Source organism: Rhizobium sp. FKY42 (assembly GCF_005222835.1).
Lineage (GTDB): Bacteria > Pseudomonadota > Alphaproteobacteria > Rhizobiales > Rhizobiaceae > Neorhizobium.
Genome location: NZ_STGA01000028.1, coordinates 161,656 through 187,943 on the forward strand (window position 1 = coordinate 161,656; position 26,288 = coordinate 187,943).

Genomic DNA, 26,288 nt, shown 5'->3' on the forward strand with positions numbered 1-26,288 from the left:
TCATGCTGCTTGGTCTGCTCGCCGGTCTGTTTACCTGTGCCGTCTGGGGCCTGACCTTTGTTGCCGCGCGGCTGGTGCACCCCTTCACGCTATGGGATATCACGATAGCCCGCTATGCGATCTTCGGGCTGACCTGTCTGATATCGCTGGCGCATCCCTATTTCCGACCGCGTAACATCGGTTGGCGGCACGCTCTGGCCGGCTCGGTGCTGGGCCTCATCGGCTATGTCGCCTATTTTGCGCTTGCATCACAGGCTGTGCTCTGGGCCGGATCCGTGGTGCCTCCCCTGATCATCGGCATCACCCCGATCATGCTGCCAGTGCTGGCCAATCTCATCGACAAATCGATTTCGTGGCGCAGGCTCGGCCTGCCACTCCTGATGATCGGCAGCGGGATCCTAATCGTCAACGCCGAGCATCTGCAAGGTCTGGACGTCGAAGGGCGGCAGATGATGGCCGCTGGAATCGGCTGCGCCGTCGCGGCACTTCTGGTCTGGGTGGTCTATGGCATTTTCAATGCAAAGGTCATGCGCTCAGAAAATCCCCCGCGCGCCATCGACTGGACGACACTGCACGGTTTGGGCTGCTTGATTGGCGCAGGGATGCTGATTCCCCTCGCCTCCGACGCTTATGTGACCGCGCCAGCCGAAGCGGTAACGCGATTTTTCCTCTGGGCCATCGTGCTTGGCATTGCCGCTTCATGGCTTGCCACATGGTGCTGGAGCGTTGCTTCCAGCCGCTTGCCGCTGGCTTTGACTGCGCAACTCATTATCGCCGAAACCGTTTTCGGCCTCATCTTCGGGCTGATGATGGATGGGCGATGGCCAACGCTAACCGAGAGTTCAGGTGCCATCCTACAGATCCTCGGCGTTTCGCTGGCGGTGCACCAGTTCACACGGCGCAAGCCGGAAGCAGTTAAGAACGAGATAATGGCGGTTCACTGACCGTCTATCAACCTCAGTCTTCCTTATCTTTGCCACTCCACCCAATCGCGCATCAGCCGGTGTGCGATTGCACCGCGAGGCGGGCTGAACGGCCCTTCTCCAGAAGGATCGGCGTCGAGCATGGTGGCGGTCTCGTCCCGGGTGAACCAACGGCAGTCGGCCAGCTCCTGCTCATCGCGATGAATGTCACGGTCGAGCGCCTCGGCGTAGCAGCCGATCATCAGCGAGTGAGGCATGGGCCAGGGCTGGGAGGCGTGATAGCGAACGCGCCCGGTACGAATACCTGCTTCCTCGAAGGTTTCGCGGCGAACCGCATCCTCAATGGTTTCACCTGGCTCCACAAAGCCCGCGAGCGTCGAATACATGCCCGGCGTGAAATGATGGCCGCGCCCCAGCAGAACCAGATCGCGCTCGATGTCGACCGTCAGCATGATGACAACCGGATCGGTGCGCGGAAACATCATATGTCCGCAGTTCGGACAGCTGCGCTTGTAGCCGCCCTGCTGGCTGACCGTCTTCGTTCCGCATTTGCCGCAGAACAAGTTGGCCCCGTTCCAGTGCACCAGACTGATGCCCTGAGCGATGATGCCAAGCGTTTCCTCATCCAGCAGACCGTCGCGAAAGGCGCTGCGTCCATCCCTCAGGCGAAAGCGGGTTTCAAGCTCTTCCACGGGAGCAAGAACCGGCACGGCAATGCGCGGGGCACCTTCAATCGTATAACCGAGAAGGACGGCATTTTCTTTATCCGGCTGCAGATCGCCCAGCTCTTCCTGCGAGAAAAGGGCGCGAGGAACAGGCTCTTCCTGCTTCAGAACGACCTTGTTGCTGGCAATCACCAGAAGCGTCTCGCCAGACACTGCGAGAGCCTGCTCCAGACAGTCATCAGTGCGGTGCTCCGCATCGCGGTTGAGCCGATTGCCGGAAAAGGCGGTCAACTGGCTCGGCTCATCGTGCGGCGCTCGGGTTTCAAAAATGGAAAGTGTCATGATGCGAGGGCTTCATTCAGATTGGTCAGAAAATTTTGTTTGGAATCGTCGGCCCAAGGCGTGGCAGAGCCGTAACCCCAGATCGGACCCGGCCAGTTTGGGTCGCCTTCCTGTCTGGCAACAATGTGGACGTGAAGCTGCGAAACGATGTTTCCAAGAACACCCACATTGATCTTGCGTGCCTTCGTCACAGTCTTCAACGCTTCTGCAACAAGATTGGTCTCGAAGGTCAACATCGTCTGGTCGAGGGGCGTCAGTTCGAAGATTTCGGTCTTGTCCGCCCGCTGTGGAACCAGCATCAACCAGGGCCATCGGCCGTCTTTCAACAGCCGCAACTGGCAAAGGCCGAGCACTGTCACCAGCTCGGAATCCTTTTCCAGTCGGGCATCCAGCACAAATCGATTCACGTTGGTCTCCTGCATCGGATTCTTGCTAGCAGTTTTTTCAGGGGTTGGCTCGCATTTGGTTTAAGGGCTTGCAATTGGTTTGGGAAACGACGATATGTGACCTCGGGAGGTTGGTGGTGGACGAGCCACTCGCCAACCGGGTCAGGTCCGGAAGGAAGCAGCCCTAACGAGCCCGGCACGGGTCGCCGTGCCAGCCTCCCACCTAATCTATCTCACGGTCAGTATTCGGCCAGCCTCTGGCTGATTTCCGATGAATGATCTGACCGGAGATGAATTGGCCCCACCAGACTTTCCATCAGACTGGCGGCACAGGATGAGTGACACCTGATGAGTGATGCGGGCCTGACAAATCCATCCCAAACCGGTTACCGCGTTCTGGCGCGCAAATATCGCCCGAAGGACTTCTCCGACCTGATGGTCGGCCAGGAGCCGATGGTGCGTACGCTGACCAATGCGTTCGAGACCGGACGGATCGCCCAGGCCTATATGCTGACCGGCGTTCGCGGCGTGGGCAAAACGACCACCGCGCGCATTCTGGCGCGTGCGCTGAACTACAAGACCGCCGAGATCGACAAGCCGACGATTGATCTGCGCATTCCCGGCGAACACTGTCAGGCGATCATGGAAGGCCGCCATGTCGATGTGATCGAAATGGATGCCGCCTCCCATACCGGCATCGACGATATTCGCGAGATCATTGAGCAGGTCCGCTACCGTCCGGTTTCGGCGCGCTACAAGGTCTATATCATCGACGAAGTGCACATGCTCTCGACGCAGGCCTTCAATGGTTTGCTGAAGACGCTGGAAGAGCCGCCGGAACATGTGAAGTTCATCTTCGCGACGACGGAAATCCGCAAGGTGCCGATCACGGTGCTTTCGCGTTGCCAGCGCTTTGATCTGCGCCGCATTAGTGCCGCCGATCTGGTCGGCCTGTTCTCGACCATTCTCGCCAAGGAAGCGATTGAGTTTGAACCAGAGGCACTGGCGATGATTGCCCGCGCTGCGGAAGGCTCTGCCCGCGATGGCCTTTCCCTGCTCGATCAGGCGATTGCCCATGGTGGCGGTTCTGTTCAGGTGGAAACAGTCCGCGGCATGCTGGGTCTTGCCGACCGGGCGCGCATTGTCGATCTCTTCGAGCATATCGTACGCGGTGATGTGACCGCTGCCTTGCAGGAATTTACCGCCCAATATGAGGCGGGTGCAAACCCGGTGGTCGTTCTCACGGACCTGGCGGATTTCACCCATCTGGTCACTCGCATCAAATATATTCCTGCCGCAGCCGATGATGCATCGCTGAGCGAGGTTGAGCGAGTGCGCGGTGCGGAATTCTCAACCGCCGTTGCCGTGACCACACTTTCGCGCATGTGGCAGATGCTATTGAAGGGCATTCCGGAAACGGAAAACTCGTCGCGTCCCGCCGGCGCTGCCGAAATGGTGCTGATCCGGCTTGCCCATGCGGCGAACCTGCCTTCGCCCGAGGATGCTGCGAGACGCGTGTCGGAACTTCTGGCATCGGGGAACGGTGGCGCACCGTCTCTGCCAAATGGTTCCGGGGGCGGCGCACGGGCAAGCCTTGGCAGTTCGGCAGCTCCTTCTACGGCACCGATTGCACGCGCCATTGAGACACCGCAGGCAAGCGCAGGCCAGCCAGTGGCGAGGCTTCAGGCGGTTCCTTCCTCCACGCCGGAAGCAGGAGTTGTTGGCCGCATTGAAACCAAACAACAGGAAAACCCGAGCCAAGCACCTAAGATTAGCATCCGCTCGCTTGCCGATATATCCGACCTTTGCACGGCCAATCGCGAGCCGATTTTGCGCGCCCGTATTCGGCAATCGGTTCATCTGGTGAAGCTGGAACCGGGGCGGCTGGAAATTCGCCTGGAGCCCGATGCACCGAAATCCATCGCCAGCGATCTATCCACCAAGCTGAAGGAATGGACCGGCATTACCTGGTGGGTAACGCTTTCCAATGAGCGCGGCGAGCCAACGCTGGCCGAAGCGGAAGCGCAGATCAAGGAACAGCACAAGACCGATGCGAAGACCGACACGGATGTGGCCGCCATTCTGGCGCAGTTTCCGGGCGCAAGGATCATCGACGTTCGCATCAAGGTGACTGCGGAAGACGAGGCGGAGGACGTTCAGCCGCCAGCCATTATCGAGACCGACGAAGGCGACATCCTGCCGGGCGACGACCTCGACATCTGACAACGACAACAGAAGGACACGACGATGCGCGACATCATGGGCATGATGGGCAAGGTCAAGGAAATGCAGGCCAAGATGGAGAAGGCGCAGGCGGATATCGCCGCTCTCGAAGTCGAAGGCAAGGCAGGTGGCGGCCTTGTGAGCGTTGTGCTGAATGGCAAAGGTGAATTGAAGAGCCTGAAAATCGACCCCTCTCTCTTCAAGGAAGACGACGTCGAGATTCTGGAAGACCTGATTGTTGCCGCTCACAAGGATGCCAAGGACAAGAGCGAAGCCGAAGCCAAGGAGAAGATGGCTGCGGTGACTGCCGGCCTGCCGCTGCCTCCTGGCATGAAGCTGCCTTTCTGATCTTTGTGGAAGGGTCGCGAAGGCGGCCCTTTTCTCATGCCAGCTCTCGGATCTTCGCTTGAAGATCTTCATGCAGGGGAACGGCAAGATAGCGCACCCGCTGCTGCGCGCTCAGTCGTTTTGGCTGAAGGATCATGAGATCTGCGATCCGGACCCGCTCACCGTCATAGGGCTGAAGGCGAACCTCTTCCTGCGGTGTGATGATTCCCATGCTTAGGACGCGGCAATAGATGCCGGGTCGCGCCGCTGCCGTATAGCGCTTGGCAATTTTCGGATCACCCATATGGGCTGTGAACGTGTTGCAGGGGACACGGGGTGATGTGGCTTCCAGAATGACGCCACCCGCTAGGTGGAAGCGGTCACCCACACAGACATCGCGATTCTCCAGCCCCTCAATGACCAGATTTTCGCCGAAAGTTCCGGGCGGCAGATCCCGCTGCAGTTCCTGTGCCCACCAGGCAAGCGTTTCCGCTCCTTCAAGATAGACCGCCTGCTCATGACCGCCGTGATATTTGCCGTTGCAGATCGAATCACCCACCAGCCCGTTTTCATCCACATGAACCGGATAGTTGACCGGCTGCTTGTTGATCCCGCTCTTATAACTCTTGCCGGGCAGCTTTTCCGCTTTGCCAAGACAGATGGCGGTGACTTTCATGAGAGATGCCTCACTGTGAGATTCCGTTGCGGGCACTTATCGTCTAAAAGCGCCCCATGGCAAAACGTGTTACCGGTCCCGAAATCGAAAAACTCATTCAGTTGCTTGCGAAGGTGCCGGGGCTTGGACCCCGCTCTGCACGTAGGGCAGCTCTGCATCTCATCAAGAAGCGCGAGCAATTGATGGGCCCGCTTTCCCATGCCTTGGGGGAAGCCTATGACAAAGTGAAAGTCTGTTCCCGCTGTGGCAATGTGGACACGAGCGACCCCTGCACCGTCTGCACCGATGAGCGACGCGATCAATCGGTGATTATCGTTGTAGAGGATGTTTCGGATCTCTGGGCGCTGGAGCGGGCAGCCGCAATGAATGCGGCCTATCATGTGCTGGGGGGTACGCTTTCGCCGCTCGATGGCGTCGGGCCTGACGATCTGAACATCAAGTCGCTCGTGGATCGGGTCAGCGAGGGCGGCATTCGCGAGATCATTCTGGCGGTGAACGCGACCGTCGAAGGTCAGGCCACGGCCCATTTCATTACCGACCGCCTGTCGGACCTGCCTGTAAAGATTACCAGGCTGGCGCATGGCGTGCCGGTGGGCGGCGAGCTGGATTACCTTGACGAGGGTACGCTGACGGCAGCGCTGCGCGCGCGCACGGTCATTTGAGGACGATGGGAGGAGGCGAGAAATTGAAGAGACTTTTTCGGAACTTTCTTATCGGACTTTCCACCCTCATCGTCCATTCGGAGAAAGTGGAACGACCCTCAATCTCCTACCTCCCCTTGAGGGGGAGGTCGGCGCACCGCGCCGGGTGTGGTGATAGGTCAATCGATGATTTTTTATCATCCATTTCATCCCCGCCCCAGCGGTCACTAAATTTGATGGTAATGAACCAAAAGAAGGTGCGCGCACACCAGCGGCAAAAGGGCATGCTTGATCACCCCACCCGATGCTTACGCATCGACCTCCCCCTCAAGGGGAGGTGGGAGATCGCGGTGCACTTTGCACGTCTTATCGCTGGACTTACCATCGCTGCACTTCCCCTTCCTGCGCTTGCCGCTCCCTCCAAGGCGGAGGTTGAGCAGCAGTTTCGGGCATGGCTTGCGAAAGAGATTGCGCCGGAGGCGAAGAAGGCTGGCGTTTCAGCATCAACGATTGATACCTCACTCAAGGATGTGACGCTGAAATGGGATCTGCCGGATCTTGTACCGCCGGGCACAAAGCCACCCAAGGAGCAGGACCAGACACAGGCCGAGTTTTCCTCACCGGGCGCCTATTTCTCCGAACAGCGCATGCAGGGGCTGGCGATGACTGGTCGCTCGCTGGCGCAGACGCATGCTGCGACCTTGCGCAAGGTGGAGCAGACCTATGGCGTACCGGGCTCCGTCATTCTGGCCATCTGGGGACGCGAATCGGGCTATGGCCGCGCGAGACTGCCCTATGCGGCGCTGGATGTGCTGGCGACCAAGGCGTTCATGTCCACCCGCAAGGAGATGTTCCGCAACGAGCTGATCGATGCGCTGCGTATCATTCAGCACGGCGACATCACACCGGAACGCATGCGCGGTTCGTGGGCGGGAGCGCTCGGCCAGCCGCAGTTCATGCCTTCGAGCTATGCGAAATACGCGGTGGATTTCGACGGCGACGGCAAGGCGGATATCTGGGATTCCGTACCGGATACCCTCGCCTCCATCGCACACTATCTGGTGCTGAAGGGCTGGCAGCGCGAGCGCGACTGGGGTTTCGAGGTGACGATCCCGGCGCAGGTTTCCTGTGCGCAAGAGGGGCCGGATCTCGCCAAACCCATTTCGCAGTGGGCCGCACTCGGCATTTCCCGCGTCAATGGCAAAGCCTTTCCGGCGCAGGAGGCCAAGGTGGACGGGATGATGCTGGTGCCAGCAGGTCGTCATGGCCCCGAATTCATCGTCACGCCGAATTTCTATGTGCTGAAGGAGTATAACAACTCCGATCTCTATGCCCTATTCATCGGCAATCTTTCGGATCGTATTGCCTCCGGTGGCTCTGCGTTCAAGGCCAACTGGACGCCTCTCGGCAAGATGCTGCGTTCAGACGTACTGGCCATGCAGAAGAGTTTGCAGGCCAAGGGCTACGATGTGGGCAAGGCTGATGGTCTGGCCGGCTTCAAGACCCGCCGCTCGATCGGCGACTGGCAGGCAAAGAACGGGATGACGCCCACCTGCTTTCCAGATGAAAACCTCAAGACGAAGCTGAGATAATTCAAAGGGTTAATTTGAAACCTGCATGGCTTTTCTCAAAACCAAGGTTTTCATAGAAACGATGCGCATCCTCGCGCCGGTTGTCGGAGGTGAGCTGGACTGTGCCGCAGCCGCGCTTGCGACATTCCTCGACCGCCCAGCTGATCATCTCCCGCCCGACACCCTTGCCGCGCTGACTGGCCGCCACGCGCACGCTTTCGATTTGTCCGCGCCAGAGACCCAGGCGCGACAGGCCGGGCAGAAAGCTGATCTGCAGGCATCCAACGACATCTCCGGCATCATCGACAGCAACCGCGAGATACTGGTTGGTGTCTGCCTCGATGGCCGCAAAGGCATCGACGTAACGGCGATCCACCGGATCCGACACGACCTCGCGGGTGCGACCCAGTGCATCATCCGCCAGCATGCCGATAATGGCGGCAAGATCGCTTTCTTCAGCTTTGCGGAACTCGGTCATAAGGGCTTCTCGGCATTTTGCGACTATGTCAGTGTAAATCGAGAGCGGATTTATGAAACACATCCTCGTGGTCGTGATCCGGTGGAATGGCCTGCCGCTCTAGCATGCGATGGACGCGAGGACCTTCTGGCCCGGCGTGGAGCGCCCGGATCTGGGTCCAGATCTCCTGATCCGCCTTGGTCCGTCGCTGGTTATGGCGCACGTAATCGGCCCAGGTGGCCGTGTGATAGGTTTCCGTCCAGATATCCGGGTTCTCAAGGTCGCGCATCAGCGCCCATTGGCGGGCACCGTCGCGGATACGAATGCGTCGGCGCTCCGACATCAGCGTCAAAAAGGCAGGCACGTTCTCCTCCTGGATCGTGTAATCGACCAGCAGTACGATCGGGCCACTACGGGGTTGCAGATCAAGCCTTAGCGAGGGCTCGCGAAACGTATTGGCTGGATCGAGGTTCAGCGCCTCCATGGAAGGAAGGGCAAACCGCCAGCCAACCAGTGCGCCAAAGACCATGGCAAGACTTGCGACCATCAGCGACGTGGAGACATCATAGGTCTCTGCCAGCATGCCCCAGAGCCAGCTTCCAAGTGCGATACCACCAAAGGTCGCTGTCTGGTAAAAGGAAAGAGCGCGCCCCACGACCCAGCGTGGTGTCGACAGTTGCACCGTTGTATTGAACAGCGAAAGGGCCAGCACCCAGCACGCCCCTGGGATCAGAAGGACTACGCAGGTCAGGAGCGTCGAGGATGAGAGCGCAGCGGTTACAGCGCTCACCCCGAAGCCGGTGAAAGCGATGCGCACGATGATCTCCGTCGAAAAGGTCTCGCGAATGCGCGCATTCAGCAGGGCGCCGATGACGGCCCCGATACCGAATGCACCCAGCATCAGGCCATAAGTCAGTGGACCACCCACGACGAGATCGCGCGCGACCAGCGGCAGCAGTGCCAGAATGGCGCTGGCGGAGACGCCGAAGAGGAGGCTTCGAAACAGGACATTGATCAGCTTTGGCGACATGGCCACGTAGCCGAAGCCTGCTGAAAGCGCTCTGCCCAGCGTCTCGCGCGGGAGACGGTTGTCTGCTGCTTCGGGCTTCCAGCGCGACAGGGCAAAGATCAGGGAGATGTAGCTCATGGCATTGACGGCGAAGGCCGCGGCCGCGCCAAAGGTGGCGACAATCATGCCGCCAATGGCAGGACCGACGCTGCGGGTGATATTGAAGCCGACGCTGTTCAAGGAGACTGCAGCGGGAAGGACCGGACGTGGGACCATATCTCCCACCGATGCCTGCCAGGATGGGTTGTTGAGCGCCGTCCCGCAGCCGATCAGAAAAGTGAAGGCGAGCAGCAGCCAGGGTGTCAGAAGATCCACCCAGGCAAACACAGCAAGAAAAACCGAGACAATGAGCATGAACCCTTGCGCGGAGATCATGATCGCCCGACGGTCGAAATTGTCCGCCAGCGCCCCGGCAATCAGAGAAAACAGCATGATCGGCAGAGCCTGCGAGGCCTGAACCAGCGCGACCATGTTTTCTGAGCTGGAGATCGCCGTCATCATCCAGGCGGCACCGACCGCTTGCACCAGACCGCCGAAATTGGAAACGACGCTTGCGAGCCAGATTTCACGGAAGGTCTGGTGACGGAAGGGCGCAAAGGATGAGATGCGCTCGGGCACGTTGAACCTCATGCTGATTTGTTTATGCTGATCAACTTAGCGTGCTGGCCACCTCTAACAAGCGCAAATCGAGAGGCTTTTGCGGCTGTGACCGCAACCCTTGCATTCGCGGGGCTTAAGCGGTATAGAGAGTTCAAATTCTTGATCGTCAGATGAAGAGTGGGGCCGCACCGGACCCGCTCTTTTTTGTTAGGCGGTCGATGCAAGCGACGTTCTCGCCCTTGTGCGAGCAAAGCCGGAAGACCATATGCAGGAAAACCAGAAGGAACCGCGTCTCATCGTCGAGACCGGCCTCGATCTCAGGATCGCCGAAATCATTGAACCCACTCTCGACGCGATGGATTTTCGTCTTGTGCGGGTGCGTTTGCTGAACCTCAATGGTTTGACCCTTCAGGTCATGTGCGAACGCAACGACGGTACGATGACCGTTGAAGACTGTGAGCAGGTTTCGATGGCGATTTCTCCGGTTCTCGATGTGGAAGATCCCGTCGATAAGGCGTATCATCTGGAAGTATCGTCGCCCGGAATCGACCGGCCAATGGTTCGCAAGTCTGATTTTGCCCGTTGGTCCGGTCATATCGTGAAATGCGAGACCTCCATCCTGCTGGATAACCGCAAGCGTTTCCGCGGCAAGATTACCGAGGCAGACGACGAAGGCTTCACGCTGGAGCGCGACCAGATCGGCTACGGGGAAGAGCCTCGCCTGCGTGTTCCGTTCACAGCTCTGGCGGAAGCCAAGCTGATCCTGACGGATGACCTGATTCGCGATGCGTTGCGGGCCGACAAGCTGGCCAAGGCAGAAGCTGCCAACCAGAATGACGCTGACGAAGACTAAGAAACGAGTTTCAAGACCTCTGCCCTCACTGGGTAAGGCAAAGACAAACTGATCGACGGAGACCGACGACAATGGCAGTGAGTGCGAACCGGCTAGAACTTCTGCAGATTGCAGATGCAGTGGCGCGCGAAAAGGTCATCGACCGCGAAATCGTGCTGGCCGCCATGGCCGATGCTATTCAAAAGGCAGCCCGCTCGCGTTACGGTACTGAGAGCAACATCCGCGCCGACATCAACTCCAAGACTGGCGAAATTCGCCTGCAGCGTCTTCTGGAAGTGGTCGATCACGCAGAAGACTATACGACCCAGATTCCACTCGCTCTGGCCCGTGACCGCAACGTCGATGCCAAGATCGGCGACTTCATTGCCGATCCGCTGCCGCCGATGGATTTCGGCCGTATCGCTGCGCAGTCTGCCAAGCAGGTTATCGTGCAGAAGGTTCGCGAAGCCGAACGTGACCGCCAGTATGACGAATTCAAGGATCGCGTTGGCGAAATCGTCAATGGTACCGTGAAGCGCGTGGAGTACGGCAATGTGATCGTCGATCTGGGCCGTGGCGAAGGCATTATTCGCCGCGACGAAATGATCCCGCGGGAAAACATGCGCTATGGCGACCGTGTTCGTGCCTATGTGTACGATGTTCGCCGCGAGCAACGTGGCCCGCAGATCTTCCTGTCGCGTACCCATCCGCAGTTCATGGTAAAGCTCTTCACCATGGAAGTACCGGAAATCTACGACGGCATCATCCAGATCAAGTCGGTGGCACGCGACCCGGGTTCACGCGCCAAGATTGCCGTGATCTCCAACGACAGCTCCATTGATCCGGTTGGCGCCTGCGTTGGTATGCGCGGTAGCCGTGTTCAGGCAGTTGTCGGCGAGCTTCAGGGCGAAAAGATCGATATCATCCCGTGGTCGGGCGATCCGGCCTCGTTCATCGTCAATGCGCTGCAGCCTGCTGAAGTGGCCAAGGTGGTTCTCGATGAAGATGCTGAACGCATCGAAGTCGTCGTGCCTGATGAACAGCTGTCCCTTGCCATCGGTCGTCGCGGTCAGAACGTTCGCCTTGCCTCGCAGCTGACCGGCTGGGACATCGACATTATGACGGAACAGGAAGAATCCGAGCGCCGCCAGAAGGAATTCAACGAGCGCACGAATCTCTTCATGGATGCGCTCGACGTCGACGAAATGGTAGGTCAAGTTCTGGCGTCCGAAGGCTTTGCGCAGGTCGAGGAACTGGCTTACGTTGAACTTGGCGAAATCGCCTCCATCGACGGCTTCGACGAAGATACGGCAAACGAGATCCAGACCCGTGCTCGCGAATATCTCGACCGGATCGAAGCAGAAATGGATGCCAAGCGCCGGGAACTGGGCGTATCCGACGAGTTGCGCCAGATCGACGGCCTGACTGCCAAGATGCTCGTTGCGCTTGGCGAAGACGGTATCAAGACTGTCGAGGATTTCGCCGGTTGCGCCGCAGACGATCTGGTCGGCTGGTCCGAGCGCAAAGACGGCGAGACCAAGAAATTCGAAGGCCTCTTCTCAAAGTTCGACGTTTCCCGCGTGGAAGCGGAAAACATGGTCCTGCAGGCGCGCTTGGCTGCTGGCTGGATCACGCAGGAAGATCTGGCTCGCGAACAGGCTGCTCTTGAAGAAGAGGCCGTTGACGAGGAGGCGGACGCCGCTGCCGAACAATGATTGCGGCGGCTGACGCCCGTGATCACACAGCGGATGAAGAGGAACTCGTGGTGAACGATCGTACCTGTATCGTGAGCCGCAAGACCTTCGACCCTCATGAACTGATCCGGTTCGTGGCTGGCCCTCAAGGCCAGATCGTGCCGGATCTGAAACGGCAATTGCCCGGTCGTGGATGCTGGGTGAAAGCAGAACGGGATCTGGTGGAGCTCGCGATAAAACGCAAGCTCTTCGCCAGGGCTCTCAAGCGGGACGTGAAGGCCGAACCCGATCTGGGCCTGATGGTCGAACGCCTGCTGATAACAGATCTGATCGGGATGATGAGCATGGCTCGCAAGGCGGGACAGTTCATCTCCGGAGCGATGAAGGTGGATAATGCCGTGCGGACCGGCGAAGCGGTCGGCGTGTTTCACGCTGCCGATGCCGCTGCAGATGGCGTGCGAAAGATTGACCAGGCCCGCAAGGCCTGGAGGCTCGGAACGGATGCCGAGGAGGAGATTCCCTCCTTCCGGCTCTTCTCCGCAGCCGAAATGGACGAACTGATGGGCCAGAATGCTTTTATCCATGCCGCGGCGCTTGCCGGACAGGCGGGTGAAGGTGTAGTGAAGCGCGCAACCATGCTCGAAACGTACCGCAATGGCGGTCACTCCGAAGCAAATGGTGGCGCTGGCCGGTCAGACACATGACGCGGTCACCGGCTATTGCCGGCTGCCGCATTGGAAGACGTGTATTGAACGACAGGACCTGATGGTTGCCATCCGCTCCTGCCGGAAGGAACAGGAACGGATGACCGACAGTAAAGACGACAAGACACTCAGCGTATCGGGCAAGAAAACCCTCACCCTGAAGCCGTCAGGGATGAGCCAGGGTACCGTACGCCAGGATATGGGTCGCGGTCGCACCAAAGCGGTTGTGGTTGAAACCCGCAAGCGCCGCCCTCTCCGCCCCGAAGACGAAAAGCCGATCACGCCTGTTGCAGCTCCCGTTGCAGCAGCACCGGTCGTACAGCCGCCACGCCCTGTGGAGCAGGCTCCTGTTCAGCAGGCACGCCCGGCAGTACCCGCGCCGCAACCCGCCCGTCCGGCGCCGCAGCCACCGCAGCGCGTTCATCAGCCGAACTCGCAGAACCAGCGGCCGCAGCAGGGCAATTCCCGCCCACAGCAGAACAACTCGCGGCCGAACAACGATCGTCCGCGCGGTGCAGTGCTGCACGACCTTTCCGCATCGGAAATGGATGCACGCCGCCGCGCCCTGGCGGAAGCTCAGGCCCGCGATATCATCGAAGCCAAGCAGCGTGCCGAAGACGAGGCCCGTCGCAAGGTTGAGGAAGAACGTCGCGCCGCAGAACAGCGTGCCGAAGAAGAACGCCGCGCTGCCGAAGCAAAGGCACAGGCGCTCGCCGAACCAGCTGCACCTGTCGCAACACCAGCCCCTGCTGCAGAAGCACCGGTTGAGCGCGCTCAGCCTGCATCGCAGGCTCCGGTTACGGCTCGCCCGCGCGAAAACAACAACCGCCCCCAGCCGCCCCGTCCGGCTCCGGCCGCACCTGCCCCGCAGCCTGGTCTGCCGGTTCGTGGTCGCAAGCCGTCGGATGACGAAGACGATGATCGAGGTCCAGCCCGCAGCGGTCCGGCGCGTGGCAAGGTTGCCGCCCCCGCTCCGGCCAAGGTTCCGGCCCGTCCGAAGGAAGACGATCGCCGTCGCGGCAAGTTGACGGTTACCACTGCCGATGTGGATGATGACGGTTCATCGCGCGGACGCTCGATGGCAGCCATGCGCCGCCGTCAGGAAAAGTTCCGCCGCAGCCAGATGCAGGAAACGCGTGAAAAGGTCATGCGCGAAGTCATCCTGCCGGAGACCATCACCATTCAGGAACTTTCGCAGCGTATGTCCGAGCGCGCTGTCGACGTCATCAAGTACCTGATGAAGGAAGGTCAGATGATGAAGCCGGGCGACGTCATCGACGCCGACCTCGCCGAACTCATCGCAACCGAATTCGGCCATACCGTGAAGCGCGTCTCCGAGTCGGACGTCGAAGAAGGCATCTTCAACGTGAAGGACGAGGAAGGCGAGCTGGTTTCGCGTCCGCCGGTCGTGACCATTATGGGCCACGTCGACCACGGCAAGACCTCGCTTCTCGACGCCATCCGTCACGCCAACGTGGTTGCTGGCGAAGCTGGCGGTATTACGCAGCATATCGGTGCCTATCAGGTCGAACAGAACGGCCAGAAGATCACCTTCATCGATACCCCTGGCCACGCCGCCTTTACGGCTATGCGTGCCCGTGGCGCGCAGGCAACGGACATTGCAATCCTTGTGGTTGCAGCCGACGACAGCGTGATGCCGCAGACGATCGAATCGATCAATCACGCGAAGGCGGCCGGTGTGCCGATCATTGTGGCGATCAACAAGGTGGACAAGCCGACGGCTGATCCGCAGAAGGTGCGCACACAGCTGCTGCAGCATGAAGTCTTCGTCGAATCCATGGGTGGTGAAGTTCTTGACGTCGAGGTTTCGGCAAAGAACAAGACCAACCTCGACAAGCTTCTTGAAGCCATCCTGCTGCAGGCCGAAATTCTCGACCTGAAGGCCAATCCGAACCGGACGGCTGAAGGTACGGTTATCGAAGCCGAGCTCGACCGTGGTCGCGGTGCCGTTGCGACCGTTCTGATCCAGAAGGGTACTCTGCGCCCGGGCCAGATCATCGTGGCGGGCGATCAGTGGGGCCGCGTTCGCGCGCTGGTCAACGACAAGGGTGAGCACGTCAAGGAAGCCGGTCCGGCCATGCCTGTCGAGGTTCTTGGCCTGTCGGGCACACCTGCTGCCGGTGACAGGTTCGCCGTCGTCGAAAACGAAGCACGTGCTCGTGAAATCTCCGAGTATCGCCAGCGTCTCGCCCGCGACAAGGCGGCAGCACGCCAGTCCGGCTCGCGAGGCTCGCTCGAGCAGATGATGAACCAGCTCCAGAGCTCTGGCATGAAGGAGTTCCCGCTGGTCATCAAGGGTGACGTGCAGGGCTCGATCGAAGCCATTGCCGGCGCCCTCGACAAGCTCGGCACCGACGAGGTTCGTGCCCGTATCGTCCACTCCGCGGTGGGTGGTGTAACGGAATCCGATATCTCGCTCGCTGAAGCGTCGAACGCGGCCATCATCGGCTTCAACGTTCGCGCCAACGCGCAGGCTCGCTCGCTGGCTGAACGCGAAGGTATCGAAATCCGCTACTACAACATCATCTACGATCTGGTGGATGACGTGAAGGCAGCAATGTCGGGTCTTCTGTCGCCGGAACGTCGCGAGACCTTCCTTGGCAACGCCGAAATCCTCGAAGTCTTCAACATCACGAAGGTCGGCAAGGTTGCCGGTTGCCGTGTCGTGGAAGGCAAGGTCGAGCGCGGTGCAGGCGTGCGCCTGGTTCGCGACAACGTGGTCATCCACGAAGGCAAGCTCAAGACACTCAAGCGCTTCAAGGACGAAGTCTCTGAAGTGCCAGTGGGTCAGGAATGCGGTATGGCCTTCGAAAACTACGAAGACATCCGCGCCGGCGATACAATCGAGTGCTTCCGCGTGGAACACGTTACACGCACACTCTGATCCTCAAGAGATCGATTACATTCGACGCCGGGCCTTGCGCCCGGCGTTTTTCGTTCCGGGCCGCCTCCTGATCAAAAACATGAGTCTGGCTTGAAAGATTCTTGGCGGCAGAGGCCTTTAATAGTTTACATTTTTCATCATGTTTATTATGCGGTAGCTCAACGGAGCGTGGCAGGGCTGGCCTGTCCGCGATAGGGCGGGATCACCCGTCTTCCCTGATGCCGGTCAGAAATCGGGAGCTGTCCATGTCTTACACACTCGCCAACCTCTCTATTCAACTGCCGGCAGTCCGGAAATCCTGGAACCGGATGCTTCTGGTAGCAACCTGCCTTGCATTCACTGCCCTGCCAGTCCTGGCACAAGCCGAGCAACCTCCAACACCCCAACCCCAGCAAACCGCCCCGGCAGTGACGCCACCTGTCGCACAGAGCGCACCTGTCGTCCCTGTGCAGACCACAGCTCCGACTGCTGCTAGCTCGGCAGCAACGCCGACGCCGCCAGTTGGCGAGGCGCCACAGGGTACGTCGATTGTCGAGGCAACGGGTCAAGCGCTCTCCCAGTTGCTGCCAGCTGGCGAGCGCTCGGACATTCCCCACAATCTTTCGCCCTTGGGCATGTTCATGGCAGCCGATTGGGTGGTCAAGAGCGTCATGGTCGGCCTTGCTCTCGCCTCCCTGCTAACCTGGACGGTCTGGCTGGCAAAATCTCTGGAACTTATGGGCGCGCGGCGTCGGGCAACGGCAATCGTGGAGGCGGTTCGTCAATCGCGCACACTGGCGGACGCCATTGTGCTTGCGGAGCGGCGTAAAGGTCCTGCCGCCACCATGCTTCATGAGGCAGCCCGCGAACTCAAGCTTTCCGAGACCACGCTCGATCATGCAGACAATTCAGGCGTCAAGGAGCGCGTCGCTTCGGTACTTTCACGGATCGAGGTTGGCGCGGGTCGCCGGATGATGCGCGGCACGGGCGCTCTTGCGACCATTGGTTCCGTCGGTCCCTTCGTCGGGCTTTTTGGAACCGTCTGGGGGATCATGAACTCCTTCATAGGCATTTCCGAATCCCAGACGACCAACCTTGCTGTTGTTGCACCCGGCATTGCCGAAGCGCTGCTGGCGACTGCGATCGGTCTTGTGGCCGCCATTCCTGCCGTGGTGATCTACAACATCTTTGCCCGGTCCATTACCGGTTACCGGCAGTTGCTGGCCGATGCAGCCGCAGGCGTCGAGCGGTTGGTGAGCCGCGATCTGGACTTCCGCAAAGTGCCGCCTGGCCAGCGCACGAAACCCAACGTGTCGCTGATGGCGGGAGAGTGACATGGCAGGCGGAATTCGCGAAAACCACGGGGATGATCTGAGCGAGAATCACGAGATCAATGTCACCCCTTTCATCGATGTCATGCTCGTTCTGCTGATCATCTTCATGGTGGCGGCGCCGCTCGCGACAGTGGATGTTAATGTCGATCTCCCCGCCTCGACCGCGAAACCGGCCCAGAGACCTGAGCAACCGCTGTATCTGACCGTGAAGGAAGATCTCAGTTTGAATCTTGGCAATGACCCCGTAGCGCGCGAGCAGCTTTCACAGGCACTGGAAGCGCAGACACAGGGCAACAAGGATACGCGGATCTTCCTGCGTGCCGACAAGATGGTGGACTACGGCCACTTCATGGAAGTCATGAACCTTTTGCGCGATGCCGGTTACTTGAAGATCGCTCTTGTGGGCCTGGAAACGGTTGGCGCTCCATCAACGACGACACCGGCACCGAAGCCTTGAGGAGTTAGTCATGATGACATCCACAGCCGGCAGATGGAAACGAAGACTGGGTGAAGCAGCCCTGTGGACCGGTGCAAGTTCGCTGGTCCTGACTGCGCATCTGGCTGCGGCCGCTGTTCTGCTGCGTCATGAGCCGGAGGAAAGCGGTGATCTTGCGCCGCCTGCGGCGATCATGATCGAGCTTGCAGCAGTTCCGGAGGCCGCAGCGACCGAGGAAACCGTTATTTCCGAAGAGACGCAGGATTCGCTTGAGGTCAAAACAGAGCAGAGCGAACCGGTTGAGCAGGCCGAATTGACGCCTGATGCACAACCCGTCCCCGAGACCGAGCCAACACCGGAACCGCCAGCAGAGCAGCCTCTGGAAACTGCCATGCTCAAACCGGAACCGCCGCCGATCGAGGAGAAGCCGGAACCGGTGCAGGAGACGACCCAGACGATTCCACAGGAGATTCCGGAGCCCGTTGAACAACCGGCAGACCAACAGCTTACCATGATGGAGCACGTGGAGGTTCCCCTGCCCGCAGCCCGGCCTGCCCCGGAGACGCCAAAGCCGGTGGTGATACAGAAGCCCGAGCCGAAGCCTGAAAAGAAGGTGGAACAGCGTAAGCCGAAACCGCAGCCACCTGCAGCGAAAGCTGCCGTACAGGCAAAGGCCGACGTTCAGGAATCGACGCGAACCGCCGCAGCCGCCACATCCAGCGCAACGGGCACCTCTTCTGTTTCACCGGCGAAGTGGCAGGCCAAGCTTGCGGCGCATCTGGCACGTCAGAGAGGAAAGTGCCCGGCCAATGGACGTGGCACCGCCTATGTCAGCTTTCGAATTGATGGCGGCGGAAACTTGAGCGCAGTTTCGCTGGCTCGCTCTTCGGGCTTTGGCGATTTCGATGATTACATGGTGGATCTTGTCCGCCGGGCCTCCCCTGTGCCGCCACCGCCTTCGGGCATCGGCAACAAGATTACGGTTCCGCTCGGCTATAGAAACTGCTAAAGTATGCCGCGCAAACGTGTGTCGCGGTTGTGCGATATCAATATGCGCAAATCTTTTGAAACCCTTGCGGGCCGCGCTCTCGGGATTTGTTCGCCGCGACCAGACAAGGGCTAAAGCATGCATATCTCGCTTTCCGAACTCGAACGTCAGATGGCTTCCGTCTTCGAGGCCAATGGCGTTCCGGCAACAGCCGCGCTGTCAGTTGCGAAAAGCCTGGTTGCGGCAGAGGCGGCTGGACAATCCGGGCATGGCCTGAGACGCGTACAGGCCTACGTCGCGCAGGCGCGGTCCGGAAAGTTGAAGGCGGATGCAGATGTAGTCGTGACCCAACCGCGACCCTCGATGCTCTCCATCGATGCAGGGCTTGGTTTTGCCTATCCTGCAATCGATATTGCCATTGATCGGCTCGTGCCCGTTGCGAAGAGCCAGGGTATCGCGGCGGCGGCCATTCATCGCTCGCATCACGCAGGCGTTCTTGCGCTGACGGTGGAGCGGTTTGCCGAGAAGGGTCTCATTGCCCTGATGTTTGCCAATGCTCCGACATCCATGGCACCATGGGGAGGCAGGCGACCGCTTTTCGGCACGCACCCCATAGCATTTGGTCTGCCCGTCACAGGGCAGGAGCCGATCATTATTGATCTTGCGCTATCGAAAGTCGCGCGCGGCAAGGTCATGGAGGCGCACCAGAAGCGTACGCCAATACCAGACGACTGGGCTCTGGACCCTGACGGCAATCCCACGACCGACGCGACAACTGCCTTGGTTGGAACCATGGCGCCCGCTGGTGGCGCCAAGGGAGCTGCACTGGCTTTAATGGTTGAGGTCTTGTCCGCCAGCCTTTCAGGTGCCAACTATTCGTTCGAGGCAAGCTCGCTTTTCGACGATCAAGGGCCCGCTCCGGCACTCGACCATTTCATCATCGCGATTGATCCCTGCGCGGCTGCAGGTGAACGCGTCAACAGCCGTATTCAGCTTCTTGCGGAGGAGATGTCTCCCGAAGAGGGCGTACGATTGCCTGGTCGACGGGGTCTAGGTCTGCGGGCGCTTGCCCTTCAGAACGGGCTGGAGGTTGATGATAGCTTGATGCAGGCCATCGAAAAGCTGATTGTGCATCACTGACGGCGTAGAATAAGCGGAAGCAGCCATATGGCTTCAGACAGTTTGCAAGAGCGGCTGATGAACGCGTTCCAGAAATGAAAAAGCCTGCCGCGGGAGGAGGTGCGGCAGGCTTTTAAACCTGATCGGCAATTTGGGAGGAGGAGGAGATTGCCGATCTCATCGTGCGACGCTGGGAGGAGGAGTGCGTCGCTTCGATGCTTGATATATATGACTTATGGTCGGCGGAAACAAGAGCTTCACCGCATTGCAGCAATGCGAAAAATGCATAGCTTCTCCTGCCTCCGCCAAATGTTTGAGCGATTGCTAACTGGAGGCTCTGGAAAGATGGGGCGAAAACCCTCGATCTTGAGGGTGAATTTCGCTTTTGATCAAGCTGAGCTTGAAGTAGGCATTCGCTAAGCGTGTCGCGATCTTTCAGATCCGCTCCCTTATCGCATGTCGTTGTCGCAAGACCGCTGCACACTTTTGTGCGACATGCTCTAGATTGATCCGAGACTTGATAACTGAGGGCAGGCATGAGCACCACGATCCGCTATCACGAAGGCGACATTTCCGGGTTGGACATTAAGCGATACACGGATGCTATCGCAATCGACACGGAGACACTCGGCCTGGTTCCGCGGCGAGACCGCCTTTGCGTCGTCCAGCTCTCGCCTGGAGACGGCACGGCGGATGTCATTCGTATTGCCCGCGGTCAATCTCAAGCACCGAATCTTTGCAGTCTTCTGGCCGATGCTTCGCGGCAAAAGATCTTTCACTATGGCCGGTTCGATATCGCGGTGCTTTTCCATACCTTCGACGTAACGATAGAAAACGTGTTCTGCACCAAGATCGCATCCCGCCTTACCCGTACCTACACGGATCGTCATGGCCTGAAGGACAATCTCAAGGAGCTTCTGGAGGTCGACATCTCCAAAGCGCAACAGCAGACAGACTGGGCGGCCGAGGTCCTATCTCAGGCACAGCTCGAATATGCGGCCTCGGATGTTCTGCATCTCCACGCGTTGAAAGACAAACTGATCGCACGTCTGATGCGTGACGACCGTATGGAACTGGCGGCAGCATGTTTTGCCTTCTTACCGACACGCTCGAAGCTGGATCTTCTGGGTTGGGAAGAGACGGATATCTTCGCCCATAGTTGATGGTGGCGAAGGTGACTGACTGGTTCGATTTGCGACATATTGATTGCTCGATCACAGTAAAACCGGCCTTCCGGCATATGTCGTTTACTAAAGATTTACCTTGATCTGGGTAGGCTAGTAGCCTGTCGGCAGATTCACGTCATGAGATGTGGCACAGGGAAAGGAAACCTTGGGAGGCTCCTGAAGTTCGCCGAAATGCCCGTTGTCCAAGGCAAGCGGAGGTTTCCTTATGCTGCCGCCCATTTCCAGCGTTGCCTCTCTCCGTCCGGCACAGTCACCCCAGGACGCATCAGTTGATACCCAGTCCATCAAACCGCCAGCGGGTAGTGACATTGAGCCGGTAATCCCGGTCAATACGGCCCAACCCGTTCAGGAACGGCTTGTGGCGCTCGCACTGGCCGGACAGCTTTTCAGCGGGCGTAGCGTTGCCAATGTGACGGACATGATTGGCTCTTTGCTCAACATCCAGCGGCAACCGGATGAAAGTCTGGCAAATTTTACGGAAAGATTGCTGGATGCGCTGAAGGCCCTGTCGCCATCTGCACAGGCTGCTCTGCAGAAGGCGCTCAATCAGTGGGTCCGCGGCCTGGCGATCGGGATGCTCGCTCAGGTGCTACGCAACCCCACAGGGCCAGAAGCGACGAAGCTAGCGGCTCAGTTGGAAGCCGTCGGTCGCGATCGCGAAGCGGTTCAGCGGCAAATCAGCGCCGGTTACACCGACCTTGAAGACATCGATGAAATGCCGGAGGCGTTTCGGCCGGTCGTCCCGCCAAAGGCTGCCAATGATACCGTGCAGAAAGACCAATCGCGTGCAAACAGTCTGATGGGCCAGCTGGCAGAGCAGGCTTCAGCTGGCCTGCGGGCGCTTGCTCGATCCGCACTTTCAAGCGGCCAGCCAATGGCCGATCGAGGTAAGCCAGAAACCATATCTGGCTCTAACGAGCTTGTTAGTATTGAGATCGCAATCAAGGGTAGTGATTTGGATATTGACCAGGAGGCTGCGCAACAATCGACCCGGCAGGGCCGAAGCGCGATGCCTTCCAGCACATCGCCTGCCTTGGCCACGGTAACGTCGGCGCCGCTGCGACCATCCGACGGCGAGGCGGTAGCAGATTCGCTGCGTGCCCACACAAAACTTTCTGCCGACACATCAACGACAGTCGAAATGCAGCAAACGGGAAACCCTTCTTTCACTCTGGACGAGAGTGATATGGACGAAAGGGGCTATCGGCAGATCCTGCCACACGCCAGTGAGGCAACAGATGAGGAAGGAGGGGCACGTCCGGCGGATGTGAAAACCACTGCCAACTCATCGGGCCGCACAGTGCCAATAATTGATGCGACACTTGCCAAGAGATTGATCCTTGAAGCCTCGGAGCTGGAGGCCATGGAAGGCGCAGAAGGGGAAAGCGGCTCACACCTGTTTCTTCAGCGCATCGGGGTGACCACTTCGACTGCTGAGGAAGATGTGCTTGATGGTATGAACAGGGAGACGCTGACCGCACGGCAAGCAGCAGCTTCCAAAGATCACGCCCCATTTTCGAAATCGCTTCCACCAGACAGTTTGTCCGCTCCCAGTGCGCCGGAGATCATTCCACAACCTGCCATCCCGCTTAGCCTGACTGCGGCCTTGCTTCAGAATGAATCCGCCATCGCGGGCTTGGCGCAGGCCCTGGTCCAGATGCGGACAGTCCTGAAGGAGAGTGCTGTGCCAGCGCATGTGCTCTACCCCTCAGACGGCGGACCGGGTGACGATGAAGATGTCCTGATTCCGGCGGTAGAGGCGGAGGATGAGGAGCGGCACCACAGGCGCCAGCGAGACAATCAGCAAGGTCAATCTCGTGACCGTGACGAGCCTTCGCATCGCAGCGACGCTCCCAAGGCATCTGAAGAGGACACATCTGCCTCGGCAGAATCATCCGACTTCTACGGGCGGCTGGGCGGCTGGTAACAGGCAACAAAAAAACCCGCCGGGGCCAATCAAGGCACCGGCAGGTTCTTCTATTCAATCCAGCGACGATTAGTCGTTGCTGCGGTTCTTCAGAGCCGCGCCCAGGATGTCGCCGAGCGACGCGCCAGAATCGGACGAACCGAACTGTGCAACAGCTTCCTTCTCTTCTGCGATCTCGAGAGCCTTGATCGACAGCATGACCTTACGGTCCTTCTTGGAGAAGTTGACGACGCGAGCATCAAAGACCTGGCCAACGGAGAAGCGCTCAGGACGCTGATCATCGCGGTCGCGGGCAAGATCGCCACGACGGATGAACGACGTGATGTCTTCATGGTTGACGAGCTTCACTTCAACGCCACCATCGTTAACACCGATGACTTCGCACGAAACGACAGCGTTCTTGCGCAGTTCGCCGGAGGAAGCGGCTTCACCGACCGTATCACGACCGAGCTGCTTGATGCCGAGCGAGATGCGCTCCTTCTCGACGTCAACATCCAGAACGACAGCCTTGACCACATCGCCCTTGTTGAACTCTTCGATGACCTGCTCGCCCGGACGGTTCCAGTCGAGGTCGGACAGGTGAACCATGCCATCGACGTCGCCTTCGAGGCCGATGAACAGGCCGAATTCGGTCTTGTTCTTGACTTCGCCTTCAACTTCCGTGCCAGCCGGATGGCTGTAGGCAAATGCCTGCCACGGGTTCTCAAGCGTCTGCTTGAGGCCGAGCGAGATACGACGCTTGGACGGATCGACTTCGAGAACGACCACGTCAACTTCCTGGCTTGTGGACAGGATCTTGCCGGGATGAACGTTCTTCTTCGTCCAGGACATTTCGGAAATGTGGATGAGGCCTTCGATGCCCGGCTCCAGCTCAACGAATGCACCGTAGTCGGTGATGTTGGTAACGGTACCGGAGATCTTCTTGCCAACCGGGTACTTGGCGGAGATGCCATCCCACGGATCCGACTCGAGCTGCTTCATGCCGAGCGAGATACGATGAGTTTCCTGGTTGATGCGGATGATCTGAACCTTGACCTGCTGGCCGATGTTCAGGATTTCCGACGGATGGTTCACACGGCGCCATGCCATGTCGGTGACGTGCAGCAGGCCGTCGATGCCACCGAGGTCAACGAACGCACCGTAATCGGTGATGTTCTTGACGACGCCGTCAACAACCTGACCTTCTTCGAGGTTCTGGACGATTTCAGAACGCTGCTCGGCACGGGACTCTTCCAGAACCGTACGGCGCGAAACAACGATGTTGCCGCGACGCTTGTCCATCTTGAGGATTTCGAAGGGCTGCGGGTTGTGCATCAGAGGCGTTACGTCGCGGATCGGACGGATATCGACCTGAGAGCGCGGAAGGAAGGCAACAGCGCCGTCGAGGTCAACCGTGAAGCCGCCCTTGACCTGGTTGAAGATAACGCCTTCAACGCGCTCACCAGCTTCAAACTTGGCTTCGAGCTTGATCCAGCTTTCTTCGCGGCGAGCCTTTTCGCGCGACAGAACAGCTTCGCCGAGAGCGTTTTCAATGCGCTCTACGTAAACTTCAACTTCGTCGCCGACCTTGAGCGAGCCGTCCTTGCCCTTGGCGCCGAATTCCTTCAGCGGAACGCGGCCTTCAACCTTGAGGCCTACGTCGATAACCGCGACGTCCTTCTCGATTGCCGTGACCGTACCCTTGGCAACGTAGCCTTCGGCCAGATCGTTGGAGGCAAAGGATTCTTCGAGAAGGGCTGCGAAATCTTCCCGCGTGGGGGTTGCTACTGACATGAAATCTCCTGATCGTGCCGTTTGTCTGGCACGCAATGCGCCGGGGGTTGGTGTTGTTCATACCCAAAGAACAAGTCCGCCCTACACACTTCGAGGGCAATCCGGCGCAGGACCCATATCTTCAAGCTTAGTCTGTTCAGTCTCGGGTTCACCGGCTTGGCCGACGGACCGTCAATTGGGGTTCAGGACTGCGTCGATCAAGATCTTGGCGGCCTGAAATGCGGCCTCTATACTCATTTCCGATGTATCAAGCAAGTGCGCATCATCTGCCGGTTTCAAAGGGCTATCAGCGCGCCCCATATCGCGTTCATCGCGCTTTTTGACATCTTCGAAAATGGCCGCGTAATTGGCACTTCCACCATTGGCGATGATTTCATCATGGCGACGCCTTGCACGCACGTCCGGCGAGGCCGTCACATAAAGCTTCACCTGCGCCTGTGGGCAGACAACCGTGCCGATATCGCGGCCATCCAGCACGGTTCCCGGCTCTCGGCTCGAAAAGAGGCGTTGCGCTTCGACAAGCGCGCGCCGAACCAACGGCATGACTGCAATTTTGGAAGCCGCCTCTCCAATATGGTGCTGCGCCAGAACAGATCGATCCAGACCCGCGAGATCGACCTCATGAGCCATCGTCGCAGCCACCTCCTCATCGTCCAGCGGCAGGCCGGCATCCAGCAGCGCCTTCGCCGTAGCACGATAAGTCAGGCCCGTATCGAGGTGATGGAAGCCGTAGGTTTCGGCTATCCTGCGGGAAAGCGTTCCTTTGCCGGCAGCAGCTGGCCCATCAATCGCGATGATAAAACTCATGGCTCACTCCCGAAAATCAACGGGATCCGGCTTAACGAAATATCCGTCGCATGACCAGACGGATAAGTTTTGTATTGTTCTGCGTGAGTTGATGGGGACGACGCGCATGCGACAGGTTCTGCAAAAGGGGCCGGAAACCGGGTATTTACATGCGAAGTTTGCCTTTGACATGGGGATTTACAAGCTTTAATGGGACCGGCTAACATTTTTGAGCGTCGCATTTGCGGCAACGCCGAACTGATCGGCCATTCTCACGGGGCATCCACAGTGGCAAAAGCGGAACTTGGAACCAAGCGTACCGACCCGGATACGGGCAAGAAATTCTACGACCTGAACAGAGATCCGGTCGTTTCTCCTTACACCGGCAAATCCTGGCCGCTGTCTTTCTTTGAAGAGAACACGGCCCAGATGAAGATGGAACAGGCAGAAGAGGAAGAGGTCGCCGAAGTCGATACGGAAAATCCCGATGTCGAACTCGTCTCACTCGAAGAAGGTGATGACGCGGCAGCCGGCGATGATATTCCAGATATGGGCGATGACGACGTTGAAATCGATGGCGATGACGACGACACCTTCCTGGAAGCTGACGAAGACGATGATGATGACGATGTTTCCGGCATCATCGGCGTCGGTGGCGACGAAGACGAAGTCTAAGCTCTTGAATTTCGAGGCCCGGTGAAAAAAATCATCGGGCTTTTCATTTTCGGCTTGCGCTCGGAAATT

The 26,288-nt window shown here is 58.8% G+C and carries 23 protein-coding genes and 1 other RNA gene; 17 read left to right on the forward strand and 7 right to left on the reverse strand.

The annotated features are described in order from the left end of the window. Window positions 1–2 precede the first annotated feature (2 nt). Window positions 3–944 carry a DMT family transporter gene (locus E8M78_RS10280; protein ID WP_137134971.1) on the forward strand — a complete coding sequence of 314 codons (942 nt, stop codon included), beginning with the start codon at window positions 3–5 and terminating at the stop codon, window positions 942–944. A 23-nt stretch (window positions 945–967) separates the two neighbouring features. Here E8M78_RS10280 and nudC read toward each other — a convergent pair whose 3' ends face one another. Both nudC and E8M78_RS10290 read right to left on the reverse strand, forming a co-directional pair. Beyond that, entirely contained in the window at window positions 968–1,930 is a 963-nt protein-coding gene (nudC, locus tag E8M78_RS10285; protein ID WP_137134972.1) for an NAD(+) diphosphatase, read from the reverse strand. Continuing rightward, window positions 1,927–2,337 carry an HIT family protein gene (locus E8M78_RS10290; protein WP_137134973.1) on the reverse strand — a complete coding sequence of 137 codons (411 nt, stop codon included), beginning with the start codon at window positions 2,335–2,337 and terminating at the stop codon, window positions 1,927–1,929. The genes nudC and E8M78_RS10290 overlap by 4 nt, the downstream gene beginning before the upstream one ends. Before the next feature lie 105 nt (window positions 2,338–2,442). Between E8M78_RS10290 and ffs the strand changes: the two genes are divergently transcribed. From ffs to E8M78_RS10305, 3 genes are all read left to right on the forward strand, one after another. After that, window positions 2,443–2,539, forward strand: an RNA gene (gene ffs / locus E8M78_RS10295) — signal recognition particle sRNA small type. 125 nt (window positions 2,540–2,664) lie between these two features. Further along, entirely contained in the window at window positions 2,665–4,539 is a 1,875-nt protein-coding gene (locus E8M78_RS10300) for a DNA polymerase III subunit gamma/tau (RefSeq protein ID WP_137134974.1), read from the forward strand. 24 nt (window positions 4,540–4,563) lie between these two features. Next, window positions 4,564–4,887, forward strand: a complete 324-nt coding sequence (locus tag E8M78_RS10305; RefSeq protein ID WP_137134975.1) for a YbaB/EbfC family nucleoid-associated protein — start codon at window positions 4,564–4,566, stop codon at window positions 4,885–4,887. A 34-nt stretch (window positions 4,888–4,921) separates the two neighbouring features. Here the strand turns inward: E8M78_RS10305 and E8M78_RS10310 are convergent, their stop codons facing one another. After that, entirely contained in the window at window positions 4,922–5,542 is a 621-nt protein-coding gene (locus tag E8M78_RS10310) for an MOSC domain-containing protein (protein WP_137134976.1), read from the reverse strand. Between the two features lie 56 nt (window positions 5,543–5,598). Here E8M78_RS10310 and recR point away from each other — a divergent pair, with 56 nt between their 5' ends. Continuing rightward, window positions 5,599–6,204 (forward strand): recombination mediator RecR, encoded by a 606-nt coding sequence (gene recR / locus E8M78_RS10315; protein WP_137134977.1) that lies wholly within the window; start codon window positions 5,599–5,601, stop codon window positions 6,202–6,204. Between the two features lie 362 nt (window positions 6,205–6,566). After that, the gene (locus E8M78_RS10320) at window positions 6,567–7,775 is read left to right on the forward strand and encodes a lytic murein transglycosylase (protein WP_246658296.1); all 1,209 of its coding nucleotides are present in this window, start codon (window positions 6,567–6,569) and stop codon (window positions 7,773–7,775) included. A gap of 1 nt (window position 7,776) precedes the next feature. On the opposite strand, the gene E8M78_RS10325 is transcribed toward E8M78_RS10320, so the two are convergent. Both E8M78_RS10325 and E8M78_RS10330 read right to left on the reverse strand, forming a co-directional pair. Continuing rightward, a complete protein-coding gene (locus E8M78_RS10325; protein ID WP_137134978.1) occupies window positions 7,777–8,232 on the reverse strand; it encodes a GNAT family N-acetyltransferase in 456 nt (151 codons plus the stop codon). Window positions 8,233–8,260: 28 nt separating this feature from the next. Then, window positions 8,261–9,898: an MFS transporter gene (locus E8M78_RS10330; protein WP_170973388.1), complete on the reverse strand. Its 1,638-nt coding sequence runs from the start codon at window positions 9,896–9,898 to the stop codon at window positions 8,261–8,263. A gap of 247 nt (window positions 9,899–10,145) precedes the next feature. Between E8M78_RS10330 and rimP the strand changes: the two genes are divergently transcribed. The 10 genes from rimP (at window position 10,146) to E8M78_RS10380 (ending at window position 22,985) form a co-directional block, all read left to right on the forward strand. Next, window positions 10,146–10,733, forward strand: coding sequence for a ribosome maturation factor RimP (gene rimP, locus E8M78_RS10335; protein ID WP_137134980.1), 588 nt, complete (start codon window positions 10,146–10,148; stop codon window positions 10,731–10,733). A 71-nt stretch (window positions 10,734–10,804) separates the two neighbouring features. Next, entirely contained in the window at window positions 10,805–12,427 is a 1,623-nt protein-coding gene (gene nusA / locus E8M78_RS10340; protein WP_137134981.1) for a transcription termination factor NusA, read from the forward strand. After that, window positions 12,424–13,110: an RNA-binding protein gene (locus E8M78_RS10345; protein WP_137134982.1), complete on the forward strand. Its 687-nt coding sequence runs from the start codon at window positions 12,424–12,426 to the stop codon at window positions 13,108–13,110. The genes nusA and E8M78_RS10345 overlap by 4 nt, the downstream gene beginning before the upstream one ends. A gap of 100 nt (window positions 13,111–13,210) precedes the next feature. Next, complete coding sequence (infB, locus tag E8M78_RS10350; protein ID WP_137135067.1) at window positions 13,211–16,015, forward strand: translation initiation factor IF-2; 2,805 nt, start codon at window positions 13,211–13,213, stop codon at window positions 16,013–16,015. Between the two features lie 245 nt (window positions 16,016–16,260). Next, window positions 16,261–17,328: a tonB-system energizer ExbB gene (gene exbB, locus E8M78_RS10355; protein WP_246658290.1), complete on the forward strand. Its 1,068-nt coding sequence runs from the start codon at window positions 16,261–16,263 to the stop codon at window positions 17,326–17,328. A gap of 1 nt (window position 17,329) precedes the next feature. After that, entirely contained in the window at window positions 17,330–17,785 is a 456-nt protein-coding gene (gene exbD / locus E8M78_RS10360) for a TonB system transport protein ExbD (protein ID WP_137134984.1), read from the forward strand. Window positions 17,786–17,795: 10 nt separating this feature from the next. Further along, window positions 17,796–18,773, forward strand: coding sequence for a TonB family protein (locus E8M78_RS10365; protein WP_137134985.1), 978 nt, complete (start codon window positions 17,796–17,798; stop codon window positions 18,771–18,773). Window positions 18,774–18,890: 117 nt separating this feature from the next. Continuing rightward, complete coding sequence (locus tag E8M78_RS10370; RefSeq protein ID WP_137134986.1) at window positions 18,891–19,892, forward strand: Ldh family oxidoreductase; 1,002 nt, start codon at window positions 18,891–18,893, stop codon at window positions 19,890–19,892. Window positions 19,893–20,407: 515 nt separating this feature from the next. Next, window positions 20,408–21,034, forward strand: coding sequence for a ribonuclease D (locus E8M78_RS10375; protein ID WP_137134987.1), 627 nt, complete (start codon window positions 20,408–20,410; stop codon window positions 21,032–21,034). A gap of 229 nt (window positions 21,035–21,263) precedes the next feature. Continuing rightward, entirely contained in the window at window positions 21,264–22,985 is a 1,722-nt protein-coding gene (locus tag E8M78_RS10380) for a hypothetical protein (RefSeq protein WP_137134988.1), read from the forward strand. A gap of 69 nt (window positions 22,986–23,054) precedes the next feature. Here the strand turns inward: E8M78_RS10380 and rpsA are convergent, their stop codons facing one another. Together rpsA and cmk are read right to left on the reverse strand one after the other, a co-directional pair. Next, window positions 23,055–24,758 (reverse strand): 30S ribosomal protein S1, encoded by a 1,704-nt coding sequence (gene rpsA, locus E8M78_RS10385; protein ID WP_062554976.1) that lies wholly within the window; start codon window positions 24,756–24,758, stop codon window positions 23,055–23,057. Window positions 24,759–24,929: 171 nt separating this feature from the next. After that, entirely contained in the window at window positions 24,930–25,565 is a 636-nt protein-coding gene (gene cmk, locus E8M78_RS10390) for a (d)CMP kinase (RefSeq protein ID WP_137134989.1), read from the reverse strand. A gap of 267 nt (window positions 25,566–25,832) precedes the next feature. On the opposite strand from cmk, the gene E8M78_RS10395 reads away from it, so the two are divergent. Then, window positions 25,833–26,219: a TIGR02300 family protein gene (locus tag E8M78_RS10395; RefSeq protein WP_062555449.1), complete on the forward strand. Its 387-nt coding sequence runs from the start codon at window positions 25,833–25,835 to the stop codon at window positions 26,217–26,219. Window positions 26,220–26,288 lie beyond the last annotated feature (69 nt).